This is a genomic window from Demequina flava (assembly GCF_000975035.1).
GTDB classification, from domain to species: domain Bacteria; phylum Actinomycetota; class Actinomycetes; order Actinomycetales; family Demequinaceae; genus Demequina; species Demequina flava.
On record NZ_BBRA01000001.1, the window covers coordinates 937,959 to 950,756 of the forward strand.

Sequence of the window (12,798 nt, forward strand, 5' to 3'; positions counted from 1 at the left end):
GCTACTGGCAGGACTCACACTGGAGGGCTTCCATGGGGTCTACGGGGCAGGCGACTCCGTCGACTACATCCGTGTCCCCACCGGGAACCGCAGACTGGACGGCGTTGAGGATCGGAGCGCCAGCCGGTGCCGATACGAACGCATCAGCGGTGGGCTCGGGCTGCGCCTCGGGCAGTGAGGTCGGGGGGACCTCAGGCTGCTGGGAAGGTGCACTCGACAGGCCCTCAGGAGCGGAAGCGGCCACGGGTGCAGCCGCGGGAGCAGCTACAGCGCCAAAGCCCTTCTTAGCCGGAGCCGCGGCGGGTGCCGGGGCTGCAGCGGGTGCGGACGGGGCCGCCTGGGGAGCAGCCGCCACAGGTGCGGTTGCCTCAGGCGCAACCGCCTCGGGGGCCGAGGCCGCGGCTTCGGCCACGGGGGCCTCCACAGCGGTCGCGACGGTGGGAGCCGACGCCTTAGCCGAGCCGAAGCCCTTGCGAGCACCGAATCCGCGACGCGAAGGACCACCGGTAGCGCCGCCGCCTCCGGTCGAGCCGGAGCCGGACGTCTTGTTCATCTTCTCGGTCTTGTTGACGCGCACGGTGGACTGCTCCGCTGTGTGGCGGGGCTTCATGTGCAGGTAGTACGTGGTCTTGACGCCACGCTCCCACGCTGCCGTGTAGAGGTCCATCATGTTGTCCACGTCGCGGTCAGCGAGGTAGATGTTGCGGCTAATGGCCTGGTCGATCCACTTCTGAGCGCGGGCCGCCACCTCGATGAAGGCGTAAGGCGACAGCTGGAAGGAGGTCTTGTAGACCTCCTGCAGGTGTGCCGGAACGTCCTCAAGCTGCGACAGGTCGCCCTGTGCCTCGAGAAGCTGGTCGCGGGTGTCTTCCCAGATGCCGAGCTCCTGGAGGTCACGAACCAGGTTGCGGTTGACCTCGAGGAACTTACCCGAGGAGGTGGCGCGCGAGAAGATCTGCGAGAACTGAGGGTCGAAGCCAGGCGTGGTGCCGGCAACGAGGCCGATCGAGGCGGTGGGTGCGACGGCCATCAGCGTGGCGTTGCGGATACCGCCCTTGACCTTCTCGCGCAGCGAGTCCCAGTCCAGACGCGTGGTGCGGTCGACCTTGATCTCGACTCCACGGTCGGCCTCGGTGGTCGCAATGGTGTCGAACGGCACCATGCCCTTGGACCAGCCGGAACCCTCGAAGTTGCTGTACGAGCCGCGCTCACGAGCGAGGTCAGCGGAGGCGTCGATCGCGTGGAACGACACGAACTCCATGATCTCATCGATCAGGGCGTAGCCCTCTTCGGACTCGTACGCCATTCCGAGGCGCTCGGTGAGGTCGGTGTAGCCCATGACGCCTAGGCCCACGGCGCGGTTCTCGCGGTTCGCGAATTCCGACTCGGGGACCGAGGACAGAGTGATGTCGACCAGGTTGTCGAGCTGACGCACGGCCAGGCGCACCGACTTCTCCATGCGGTCCCAGTCCAGCTTGCCGTCGACCAGGTGGGTCGACAGGTTCACCGACGCCAGGTTGCACACTGCGATGTTCTCGCGGTCCTGCGGGAGGCAGATCTCGGTGCACAGGTTGGACAGGTGGATGGTTCCGGTGTTGGTGTTCAGGGCACGGTTGTTGATCGTGTCCTTCCACGTGAGCCAGGGGTGCGAGGTGGTCTGCAGCATGATCAGGATCGACTTGTACTGCTCGCGTGCCTTCATCTTCTTGAAGGAGCGGATCTTGCCGGCCTCTGCAAGGGCGACGTACTCGGCGTACCGGGCGGAGAACTCCGAGCCGGTGAGCTCGACGAGGTCGGGAGCCTCAGCGGGGTCAAACAGGTACCAGTCGTCGTTGGCCTGAACGCGCTTCATGAACTCGTCCGAGATCCACACGGCGGTGTTCGCGGTGCGGGTACGGCGGTAGGGGTCACCGGAGTTCTGGCGCAGGTCGAGGAACTGCGCGAAGTCCATGTGCCAGTTCTCCATGTAGAAGCACAGAGCACCGAACTTCTTGCCACCACGGGACACGGCGCGCAGCGTCGAGTCGATGGTGTGCATGAAAGGGATGGGACCGGTCGAGGTGGTGTTGTTCGACTTGATCGGCGAACCCTCGGAACGCAGCTTGGTCACCGACAGACCGATGCCGCCAGTTCCCTTGGTCAGCCACATGACGTCGCGCACGGACTTAGCGATGTGCTCGATGTCGTCTTCCATCTGCATCACGAAGCAGTTGGACAGCTGCGGGTAGGACGTTCCGGCGTTGACCAGCGTGGAACCTGCGGGGAGGTAGTCCAGGCGCGAGATCTTCTCGTAGAAGCTGATTGCGGCCTCAGTGGGGTTCGCCTCGTTGAGCGACAGGCCCATGGAGACGCGCATCCAGAAGTACTGGGGAACCTCGAGCGACTTTCCGTGACGGTCGGTGATCATGTAGCGGTTGCGCATGGTCACGTTGCCGATGTACTTCAGCAGGTCGTCACGCTCGTGGTCGAGGGCGGCAGCCAGCGCGTCGAGGTCGAAGATGGTCTCGAGGCGCGGGTCCAGGAGGCCCTCTTCAACAGCGTCACGGATGTAGCCCGGGAAGCGTGCCTGGTGCAGCAGCGACAGTTCGAGGTTGGTCTCGTAACCGCCGAGGACGCGCTTGTAGATCACCTTGCGCAGCAGGCGCGCAGCAATGACATCGAAGTCAGGGTCGTCCTTGACGTTCTGCACGGCCACGCCGATGGCAGCCTCATCGAGCTGCTCCGTCGTGATGCCGTCGAACAAAGTAATTGCGAGCTCGGACGCCACCTGGGTGACCTTCGAGATCTGGTCGTCGAGGCCCTCTGCGGCGCGCTCGATGGCCTGGTTAATGCGGTCTGCGTTGTACGGCTCGTGAGTGCCGTCGCGCTTGGTGACGTGAATACCCGTGCGTGTCGGGTTCGCCTCTGCTGCCGCCTCTGCGACTGCGTCGCCGTTGACGCTGTCCTGGGCGGTGTTTTCGGTGATCGTCACGATTCTCCCCTCGCGTGTGAGCGATGCTGCTTGGCCCGAAATGGGCCCTGATGTGTGGTCCTACGTGTGGCGCTGGGGCCGGTGCACGGACACCCTCGAGGGGCGGTCGATGCGAGCGCGAAGCGTGTAACGACCCTAACGCGAATTACACCGGTGTGCAACAAGATATAGGGGTGTTTCTGGCTAACCAACCCTAGATGTTGTGGTCCTGTGGACAGACCTGTGTAAATCCTGTGGACAGTACGGCGTGTCGTCCACACCCTCGCACGAGGATCTGGGGACACTGGAAATTCGCCTGCCTTGACCACCCCCTTACTGTCTCACCGGGGTGTGACACGACCCGAGCATCGGCTCGACAAAAGGCCGCGAGGCGCGCCGCGCCGGCCCCCAAGAAGGACCAACGCCACGCACCCCGCGGCTCTATGCGGATTCCCGCTCGGAATCAGGTCACGATCCGGCTACCGTCACCCAACCTCGCGTGTTCTCTTCCATCTCAGCATCGCGACGCTCGAGCTCGGCTTCCAGCTCCTCGGCAATCTCCGGGAACTGCATCGTCAGGTTGTACGACTCGCTCTGATCGATAGAGAGGTCAAAGAGCCACGGCCCCTGCTTGGACGGCGCACCGAATGACGAACCACTCAACGGTTGGACGTACGCCTGGCGCGGGTAGTACTTGTACTGACCATCACTGACCGCGAGCAACTGCTTGCCCGAGTAGAAGTAGTAGTAGTCGCCCACCTTCTCCGCCTCACCTGCGAGCAGCGGCGCCATCGAGACACCGTCGATGATGCGGTCGTCGGGCTCGGGCAGGTCCAGCCAGTCGAGCAGCGTGGGCAGGATGTCTGTTCCCATCGCCATCGCGTCGCTCTCCTGGCCGGGCTCAATGCCCTCGGGCCAGTGCGCGACGAAGGGCACGCGCGTTCCGCCTTCACCGATGTCGCCCTTGCGGCCGCGGTGATCGCCGGGGTCACCCTCGTGCCACGGCCCGTTGTCGCTGGTCAGCATGATGACGGTGTTGTCGAGTTCGCCTGCTGCCTCGAGTTCGTCGACAATCCGGCCGATGCCGTCGTCCAGTGCCTCGACCACGTCGCCGTACAGACCCGCGTCAGAGCGGCCCTCGTTCTCTTCCGACACAAACAGGGGCTCGTGCGGGAAGTTGTGGGCGAAGTAGAGGAAGAACGGGTCGTCGCTCTCGGCGGAGGTGCTGATGAAGTCAACGGCCGCGTCGGTGTACAGGTCATCGAGCATGGTCTGATCGACCGGCTCGGGAATGATGACCTCGTCGTTCTCGTAGATCTCAAACGGGTTGATGTCGTTGGAGTACAGGGCGCCCAGGAACTGGTCGAACCCGAAGTCGTTGGGGACCGAGCCCTCGGTGTCGCCGATGTGCCACTTGCCCACCATTCCGGTCGTGTAGCCGGAGGCCTGGAGGACATCGGGAATGGTGAGCTCGGACTGCGTGAGGCCAAAGTCGCCCATGACCTTGTTCAGGAGTCCCGTGGCCTCGTCGGAGGGGAACAGCACGCTCGAGACGCCTGCTCGGGGTGCGAGGCGTCCCGTGAGCATTGCCGCGCGCGACGGAGTGCAGACCGGGGAGGGCGCGTGATAGTTCGACAGCACCATGCCGTTCGCCGCAAGTTCGTCGATGTTCGGCGTCTCGATGGGACCTTCGCCTGTGAAGCCGAGGTCGCCATAGCCGAGGTCGTCGTAGTAAACGATGACGACGTTCGGGTTCTCGGTCGCCCCGCTGGTCTCCTCGCGGCTGATCGCCGCCAGGTAGTCGCGCTTGGCCTCTTCGTGCTCTTCGGGACTGTCGGGCCGGTTCGTCAGGGTTTCGAACGCGACGTAGCCCAGGCCACCAATCACTGCCGCAATGGGCAGAGCGAAGACGAGGGCAGTGCCCTTGAGGACCCGCTTGCACTTTCCGTGCTTGCGCGGCTCAGGCTCGGCAACACCGGTGGCGGTGGATTCGGCCGATGCTGGGGTGGGTGAGTCTGAGGCGGCACCTTCGGACGCGGTGCGTGGCTCGTCCGGGCTGTCTGGGCTGCCGGGAGTCGGGGGCTGTGAGGACATCGTTGTCGTACCTTTCGGGACCGCTCGCACCGAAGTGCAGGCGAACGTGCAATGGGCGCCGGAGGTGTCCCGCTGGTTCACACCGTTGTTAAACCTACTGGCCGGTCAGATTATGAGTGACACGGCCAGCGATGTCAACGTAGGGTGTCCTCCAGGTGGGCACCGCGCCCGCCAAAGACCAGGGCAGCGTCGCCGAGCGAAGAGGGGAATCCGATGACCGCCATGCAGGAGAACTCGCCGGTCCGCACTCGCCGCAGCCCCAAGGGAGAGGCACGCCGCACAGCGATCGTCGCCTCCGCCACCCGGCTGTTCGCCCAGGGAGGGCTCGACTCCGTGAGCCTCACCGACATCGCAGAGGACGTCGGTATCACCAAGGCCGGCCTACTGCACCACTTCCCCACCAAGAACGACCTGCTCCTGGGCGTCCTGCGCAAGCGCGACAGGGTCGGCGAAGTTGAGCTACCCGACGATCCGGTCGAGGCGCTGATGGGGTTTATCGACGTATTGCGCGCCAACGAGGCCGACCCCAGCGAGATGCAATTCTTCGCCATGATGTCGACGCAGAGCATCGCGACAGACCACCCGGCGCACGGACACTTTCAACAACGACAGGCCATGATGCGGGACGGCATGACTGCGATGCTCGCCGAGCTCTTCGACGAATCCCGCTTGGCCGGTCAGACGCAACTCAGCGACGTCGCGGACTGGATTGTGGCGCTGGCCGATGGCCTGCGCAACGAGTGGCTACGCGCCCCGGATCGCATAAACCGCACGGAGTCGCTCTTCCGGTTCCTCGAATCCATGGCCGATGCCATGCACAATGACGTCCGGACACGCCTAGTTGAACAGATCGCGCAACGGCGATCCGCGGGCGTCGCTTAGTCGCCGATGATCCCGTAGAGGCGGTCGCCCGCGTCACCCAGACCAGGCACGATGTAGCCCTGCTCGTTGAGCTTCTCGTCGACGTGCGCCACTACGACCTTGACGTCGCCACGATCGCCGATCTCCTGCTGAACCTTCTCGATACCCTCCGGCGCAGCCAGCAAGCACACGCACGTGACATCGGTGGCGCCGCGCTCGAGCGTGTACTCAATGGCGGCAATGAGCGATCCACCCGTTGCGAGCATCGGGTCAATCAGGAAGACCTGGCGTCCGGTGAGGTCATCAGGGAGGCGGTTCGCGTACGTGACGGCTTCGAGGGTCTCCTCGTCGCGCTTAAGCCCCAAGAAGCCGACCTCGGCACTCGGGATCAGGCGCGTCATGCCGTCGAGCATGCCCAATCCGGCACGCAGAATCGGCACAATGATGGGTGCCGGATCCGCAATCTTGGTACCGATCGCGGTCGTCAGCGGCGTCTCCACCTCGTGTTCCACGACGCGCACCTGACGCGTGGCCTCATAGGCCAGCAGCGTCACGAGCTCGTCGACAAGCAGTCGGAACGTAGGCGACGGGGTCGTCTTGTCCCGCAGCACCGTGACTTTGTGGCGGATGAGCGGGTGGTCGGCAACGTGCAGCTCCATGCCTCAACGGTACTCGGTGACAGGCAAGCGTGGGTCCGATGCCGGGGTTGCGCGGACCTGGCCCGCTAACCTGGCGAGGTGGGCACCTATGACCAGCCGATGCGCGAGGCCCTTGCGCTCGCACGTGCGGCCGGGCAGGCCGGGGACGTGCCCGTCGGCGCTGTTGTGCTCGGACCCGAGGGCGACATCGTCGGATCGGGACGCAATCTCCGCGAAGCGGAAGGTGACCCCACTGCCCACGCAGAGGTGGTCGCGTTACGTGCCGCAGCATCGGCCCTCCACCGGTGGCGGCTCGAGGACTGCACCCTGGTCGTCACCCTTGAACCCTGCCTCATGTGTGCCGGCGCAATCCTCGCGGCCCGCATTCCGCGCATTGTGATTGGCGCGTGGGACGCGAAGGCCGGCGCCACGGGATCCCAGTGGGATGTGGTCCGGGACGCGCGCATTGGGTCCAAAGTGGAAGTGATCTCCGGAGTGCTCAGCCACGACTGCGCGGCCGTGCTCACTGACTTCTTCGAGGAACGTCGGTGAGCAGGCAGCCGCACCGGAATCGCCGCGCCGAGTACGCGCGCGGCGCCGGGCGCACGGTCAAGTCGCTAGGTCAGTTTCACGGCACGGCGGGTCCGCGCTGGCCCATGGGACTGCAAGCCGGCATGGCGTACGTCATCCCTGTCCTGCTCGGCGCAGCGATCGGCAAGGACCACTTAGGTCTTCTTGCGGCATCAGGGGCCTTCACGATCCTGCACGTGCCGTGGCTGCCGGCCCGCGAACGTATCAAGGTGCTCCCACTGGTCTCGGTGGTGCTGCTGATCTGCACGGCGCTGGGCACCGCCACCTCCGCGTGCCCGATAGTGAACACGGCGCTGTTGACACTGTTGGCCATCGGGGTCGGCGCTCTGTACCTGGCCTTTCACATGGGCCCACCGGGGCCCATCTTCGCCGTGATGACGTTTGGGCTCGGGTCACACGCGACCGCGCCGGTGGACGGCGTGCGGCCCATGGAGCCAGGCACCGTGATCGCCTCGATCGCCGTCGGTTGCCTGATCTCGTGCGCCATCGCAGCCGCCCCGCTGGTGCGCAAGAACCAGCGGCGGGTGAAAGCGCGCAGTTTGCGGCAGATTCAGCCCGGCCCCGACTTTGACCGGGAAGCGCGCGAGCTGATCATGCGCATCACGATCGTTGCCGTCGTGGGATCGGCGATCAGCATGACGTTTGTGGACCCGGAACGCGTCTACTGGACCGTGGGCGCGGGCATCGGCGTGGTGGGCATGCGCGCCGCCCGCGGCGAGGCTGCTCGCAGGGGCCTGCACCGCATTGTGGGCACGCTCCTGGGGATTGGGCTCTTCGCCGTCCTGGTTCAGGTCCACTGGACCACGGTCGCGCTCGCCTTCATTTTAGGCAGCCTCCAGTTCGCCACCCAGGTTGTGATCGTGCGCAACTACGCCGCGGGCCTGGTGTTCATCACCCCGCTTGCGCTGCTCATCGTCACCACCTCTACCGGGGCCGCGACCTTGCCCACTGTCACCGAGCGCGTCTACGACACCATCGTTGGCGCGCTCCTGGGTGCCGCGACGGGCCTGCTTCACAAGCATCGGCCGGTCTCGCCTGCCCCTCCCACTACAGCCGATTAGGTTCGCGGCGGCCAAACGGGTATTCTCTTTCGCGGTGACGTGTCCGAGCGGCCGAAGGTGCAGCACTCGAAATGCTGTGTACGGCAACCCCGTACCGTGGGTTCAAATCCCACCGTCACCGCCACGGAAGAGGGCCTGTTCCTCCTGGTAAACCCAGGGGAACGGGCCCTTTTTGCATTTCTCGCGATAGTGTCGCGGCACTGCGATCTCAACGCTGAGAGGGAATCACGATGATCGAGCGCGAATTGACGGAGCGAACGTCCCTCACTGGCCCCCACGGAAGGCTCAACCGCGATGCGGTGGGGTGGATGCGCGGACCCGGGATCGACACATCTGGCATCGACGGGCGTCGGTCGTGGGGCCGCAACAAGCGCTGGGAGTACTGGAACGTCATGACTGCCACGCACATCGTGGGCCTGACCATCTCGTCGCTGGACTACGCCGCGGTTCACGAAGTCTGGATCTTCGACCGAGCCACGGAGACCGCGAAGCATCACTCCGTCACCGGAATCCTCGGCGGCAGCGCAACCTTGCCCGCCGCCTTAGGCGACGGGCCGGCCCGCGCAAAAGGACGAAACCTCCGCATCGACATTGCAGAGGTCGACGGAGGAACCCGCCTGCGGGCAAAGATCCCAGGCGCTTCGCTCGACATTGTCGCGGCGCACCCCAACGGACACGAGTCGCTCGCCGTCGTTGTCCCGTGGAGCGACCGGCGCTTCCAGTACACGGTCAAGGACATCGCGCGCCCCGCGAGCGGCACCATCACGGTTGACGGCGCTGAGCACACGGTCCCCGACGGGAGTTCGTGGGCAGTGCTCGATCACGGACGCGGCCGCTGGCCGTACAACATGAGGTGGAACTGGGGCGCCGGCTCGGGGATCTCGGATGGCCACGTGATCGGGGTTCAAGTCGGCGGCCAATGGACTGACGGCACCGGCTCAACGGAGAACGCGATCTTCGTGGATGGTCGGCTCCACAAGATCAGCGAAGAGGTCGCATGGGACTACGACACCTCCGACTACATGGGCCCGTGGACCGTCTCTGGCGAGCGCCTCAACCTCACCTTCACACCCTTCTTCAACAAGGTCACGCGAACCAACCTGGGGCTCCTGTCGGGAAGCACAGACCAATGCTTCGGGACGTGGTCAGGGACCTTCACGTCGGACACGGGCGACGTGTTTCACATTGACGGCATCGAAGGCTGGGCTGAGGACGTCCACAATCGCTGGTGAAAACACCGCGGGCATCGCGCGCGCTCACGCCTGCCGCCGCTAACCTGGCACTGACGACTCGAGAGGAAACAATGGCGATCCCCGACGCACCCGAAGGCTTCACGCGCTACATCATGAAGAGCAAGTTCGGCGCAGGCCGCGACTTCCAGGTGCTGCACCCCGAGACCGAGGAACAGCTGCTGTTTGTTGACGGCAAGATGGGGCCGCGCCCCAAGGCCGAGGTCCTGGATAACGACCAGACCGTGCTGTTCAGCGTCACGGGGAAGATGTTCGGTATCCCCAAGCGCATCGACGTGACGAACGCGGCTGGCGAGCAGGTCGCACACCTGCACTCCCCCGCCTTCAACTTCATCAAAGACAAGATCGAGATCACGATGGCCTCGGGCGAGGAGCTGCTCCTCAAGGGCAACATCCGCGAGAAGGACTACGCGGTCCACGACGCCGAGGGCAAGCTTCGCGTTCAGATCACCCAGAAGTGGCTGACAGTGCGCGACCGCTACACGGTCGACGTCGACTCAACGGTGGAACCCGCACTCGCCTTTGCGCTCGTGTGGGCGATCGACCGCTGGGTTGAACGCGACTAAGAAGGGCCGATGTCAGGGTGACTTCACGGTCGTGAGCACCTTGGTCTTGCGCGCACCATAGGGCGGGCGGACAAACCGAGTGAAGTCCAGTCCGCGCGTCTTGTGGAGCACCGAGCGTTCATGGGTGAACGTCTGAATGCTGCGCTCACCGTGATAGGCGCCCATGCCGCTGGCTCCAACGCCGCCGAAGGGCAGGTCGGGCACGCTCAGTTGCACCACGGACGTGTTGAACGTGAGGCCACCTGACGTGGTGCGCGCAGCGAACTCCTTGCGCACCGTGCGCCGCTTTGTGTACGCATAGAGCGCGAGCGGATGCGGTCGCTCATTGATGATCTCGATCGCCTCGTCGAGGTCGTCGACAATCACGATGGGCAAGATGGGCCCAAAGATCTCGTCCTGCATCACGGGATCATCAAGGTCGACGTCGAGCAAGACCGTCGGCGCCACATAGCGCTGAGCGACATCGACATCGCCACCGGTGACCAGCGTCCCCGCGCCAAGCAGGCCAGATAGTCGTTCGGTGTGGCGGTCATTGACGATCCGCCCATAGTCCTTGGACTGCCGCGGCTCGCGCCCGTAAAACTCCTCAATTGCCAGGGTCACTTCACGTGCCAACTGGTCCGCAACATCGGCCGTCGTCAGGACAAAATCTGGCGCAACGCAGGTTTGGCCGCAGTTGGTGAACTTGCCCCATGCAATGCTGCGGGCTGCCTTCTTGATCGATACCGAGTCATCGATCCACAGCGGAGACTTGCCGCCGAGCTCTAGGGTCACGGGGGTGAGGTGCTTCGCGGCGGCCGTCATCACGATCGAGCCGACCGTTCCGTTGCCGGTGTAGAAAATGTGACCCCACGGGTGGCCCAGCAGTGCCGTGGTCTCATCGACGGCACCTTCGACAACGCGAATGGCATCGCTGTCGAGGTACTGGGGAATCAGCTCGGCGAGGAGTCGGGAACACTCCGGCGCAAGTTCACTGGGCTTGATCACCGCCGAGTTTCCCGCCGCGATCGCGCCCGCCAGTGGCATGAGGACCAGGTGGATCGGGTAGTTCCACGGCCCAATGATGAGCACGGGGCCAAGTGGCTGCCGCTGAACCCATGCACGCGAGGTTCCAATGATCGGCGTCGACCGCCGGCGACGGTCCTTGGTCCAGCGCTTGAGGTTCCTGGATAGGTGACTGATCTCCTCGAGGACCGAGGTGACCTCGGTGATGTGCGCCTCGGCGGTGGTCTTTCCGAGGTCGGCCTTCATCGCTTCGTGGATGAGCGGGGCGGACTCCGTGAGCATCGCCTCGAGCGCCTTAAGTTGTGCGCGCCTCCACTTCAGGGACCGGGTCACGCCAGCGTCGAAGGCGTTCCTGGTTCCCTCGGCCGCGTCGGTCGCTGCGGCGACCGCGTCCGGCGCGGATGTGGCGTTGTCCTCGTGCGTTTGCGTCACGTGCGCTCCTCGATCGGTAGAAGCACCACTGTGCCACTGGGAACGCTCAGTCGAAAGCCCCTACTGCGAATCCCACACGTCCTTGTAGTCGCGGACAAACTCGGCCATGGTGCCCGCCGGCTCACCCGTGAGTTCGCGAATCTTCTTATTTGGGAACGCGGAGACGTTCAGGCGCACCACCTTGTGGATCATGCGCTGCACGGCCACGTAGTCCTCGGGGTATCCGCGGCGGCGTAGATCGTCGAGGAACTCGTCCTCCTTGGGCCGCGTGTACGTGATCTCACGGCCCAGCTGCTCGGACATGATCTTCGCGACGTTTTTGTACGACAAAGACTGCTCACCAGAGAGCGTGTACGCCTTGCGGGTGTGCCCGTCCCCGGTCAGCACTGCGCCTGCCACCTTGCCGATGTCGCGCGCATCAATGAACGCTGTGCGCGAGCGCCCGGCTGGCACAAAGATCTCGTCGCGTTCGCGAATCGCCTCAACGTACGCGCTGGAAAGGTTCTGCATGAAGAAGTTGGGGCGCAGCATTGTGTACGGCGCGTCGACCTCCTTCAGGTAGGCCTCGACGGCGTGGTGTGGAGTGCTGCGATTGCCCTGAACGCCTTGGAGCGAGAGGAAAGCAATCTGCTTGAGTCCGCGGCGTTGGGCCGCATCAATCAGGGGAAACAGATACGTCTTCACGTCCTCGATGGCGGGCGGACGCATGAGGAATAAGCTGTCGCTTCCCTCGAGCGCGGCGTCCATCTGGGCCGGGGTGTACGCGAAGTCGAACTCCCGCGCCTCGACGCCCTCCGGAAGGGCCGCGGCATCGGCCTCCTGACGCACGGCGCCCACCACTGAGGCGCCACGAGCGAGCAGGTTCGTCACGGTGGGCATGCCAACCGTCCCGGTGGCTCCGGTCACGAATACTGTGGTCATGGCGTCTCCTCAATCGTGCGCCCAAGCAGGTCTGCCAACGCGTGCATCTCGGAATCGTCGAGCGCCTCAAAGAAGGGGGTCATGCGCGTCGCAGCAGCCGATTCAAAGTCAGCGACTACGCCGCGCGCGCTGTCGGTCAGGCGAATCAGGCGCGAGCGCGCATCATGGGGATGCTGTACTTGCTCCGCCAGACCCTCCGCGACCAACGGCTCCAGCAACTGCGAGACCGCCCCGCGGGTCACGCCCAGCTGAGTGGCAAGCACGCCGGGCGTCACGTCCGCCGGGCCGTGGGCAAGCATGAACAGCACGTCCACCTGCGCCCGGCTGAGTTTGGCCTCGGCAAATGGAGGCGCGGGCAGCGACGCCAGCCGGCGTTGCCACATCACGAGGGACTCGAGAACCGAGCCCACTTGTGCGGCGCGTGTCATG

The 12,798-nt window shown here is 64.7% G+C and carries 11 protein-coding genes and 1 tRNA gene; 6 read left to right on the forward strand and 6 right to left on the reverse strand.

Annotated elements, in window-relative coordinates:
- Window position 1 precedes the first annotated feature (1 nt).
- A complete protein-coding gene (locus tag AOP74_RS04435) occupies window positions 2-2,881 on the reverse strand; it encodes a ribonucleoside-diphosphate reductase subunit alpha (protein WP_061961899.1) in 2,880 nt (959 codons plus the stop codon).
- Window positions 2,882-3,418: 537 nt separating this feature from the next.
- Window positions 3,419-5,044: a sulfatase family protein gene (locus AOP74_RS04440; protein ID WP_061961146.1), complete on the reverse strand. Its 1,626-nt coding sequence runs from the start codon at window positions 5,042-5,044 to the stop codon at window positions 3,419-3,421.
- Window positions 5,045-5,257: 213 nt separating this feature from the next.
- On the opposite strand from AOP74_RS04440, the gene AOP74_RS04445 reads away from it, so the two are divergent.
- Complete coding sequence (locus AOP74_RS04445) at window positions 5,258-5,926, forward strand: TetR/AcrR family transcriptional regulator (protein WP_061961147.1); 669 nt, start codon at window positions 5,258-5,260, stop codon at window positions 5,924-5,926.
- Here AOP74_RS04445 and upp read toward each other — a convergent pair.
- Window positions 5,923-6,564 carry a uracil phosphoribosyltransferase gene (upp, locus tag AOP74_RS04450; protein ID WP_061961148.1) on the reverse strand — a complete coding sequence of 214 codons (642 nt, stop codon included), beginning with the start codon at window positions 6,562-6,564 and terminating at the stop codon, window positions 5,923-5,925. The genes AOP74_RS04445 and upp overlap by 4 nt on opposite strands.
- Before the next feature lie 99 nt (window positions 6,565-6,663).
- On the opposite strand from upp, the gene tadA reads away from it, so the two are divergent.
- The 5 genes from tadA to AOP74_RS04475 all read left to right on the forward strand — a co-directional run bounded on the left by tadA (window position 6,664) and on the right by AOP74_RS04475 (window position 10,011).
- Window positions 6,664-7,095 (forward strand): tRNA adenosine(34) deaminase TadA, encoded by a 432-nt coding sequence (tadA, locus tag AOP74_RS04455; protein ID WP_061961149.1) that lies wholly within the window; start codon window positions 6,664-6,666, stop codon window positions 7,093-7,095.
- Window positions 7,092-8,195: an FUSC family protein gene (locus tag AOP74_RS04460; protein ID WP_061961150.1), complete on the forward strand. Its 1,104-nt coding sequence runs from the start codon at window positions 7,092-7,094 to the stop codon at window positions 8,193-8,195. The genes tadA and AOP74_RS04460 overlap by 4 nt, the downstream gene beginning before the upstream one ends.
- A gap of 33 nt (window positions 8,196-8,228) precedes the next feature.
- Window positions 8,229-8,319, forward strand: a tRNA-Ser gene (locus AOP74_RS04465).
- Window positions 8,320-8,425: 106 nt separating this feature from the next.
- The gene (locus AOP74_RS04470) at window positions 8,426-9,427 is read left to right on the forward strand and encodes a DUF2804 domain-containing protein (protein WP_061961151.1); all 1,002 of its coding nucleotides are present in this window, start codon (window positions 8,426-8,428) and stop codon (window positions 9,425-9,427) included.
- A 71-nt stretch (window positions 9,428-9,498) separates the two neighbouring features.
- On the forward strand, window positions 9,499-10,011 hold the full coding sequence (locus AOP74_RS04475) for an LURP-one-related/scramblase family protein (protein ID WP_061961152.1): 513 nt from the start codon (window positions 9,499-9,501) through the stop codon (window positions 10,009-10,011).
- Between the two features lie 12 nt (window positions 10,012-10,023).
- Here AOP74_RS04475 and AOP74_RS04480 read toward each other — a convergent pair whose 3' ends face one another.
- Genes AOP74_RS04480 through AOP74_RS04490 form a run of 3 tightly spaced genes read right to left on the reverse strand, consistent with a single transcriptional unit; the run spans window position 10,024 to window position 12,797 of the window.
- Window positions 10,024-11,448, reverse strand: coding sequence for an aldehyde dehydrogenase family protein (locus tag AOP74_RS04480; protein ID WP_061961153.1), 1,425 nt, complete (start codon window positions 11,446-11,448; stop codon window positions 10,024-10,026).
- 60 nt (window positions 11,449-11,508) lie between these two features.
- The gene (locus AOP74_RS04485) at window positions 11,509-12,369 is read right to left on the reverse strand and encodes an SDR family oxidoreductase (protein ID WP_061961154.1); all 861 of its coding nucleotides are present in this window, start codon (window positions 12,367-12,369) and stop codon (window positions 11,509-11,511) included.
- Complete coding sequence (locus AOP74_RS04490) at window positions 12,366-12,797, reverse strand: MarR family winged helix-turn-helix transcriptional regulator (protein WP_061961155.1); 432 nt, start codon at window positions 12,795-12,797, stop codon at window positions 12,366-12,368. Before AOP74_RS04490 ends, AOP74_RS04485 begins: the two co-directional genes overlap by 4 nt.
- Window position 12,798: the final 1 nt, after the last annotated feature.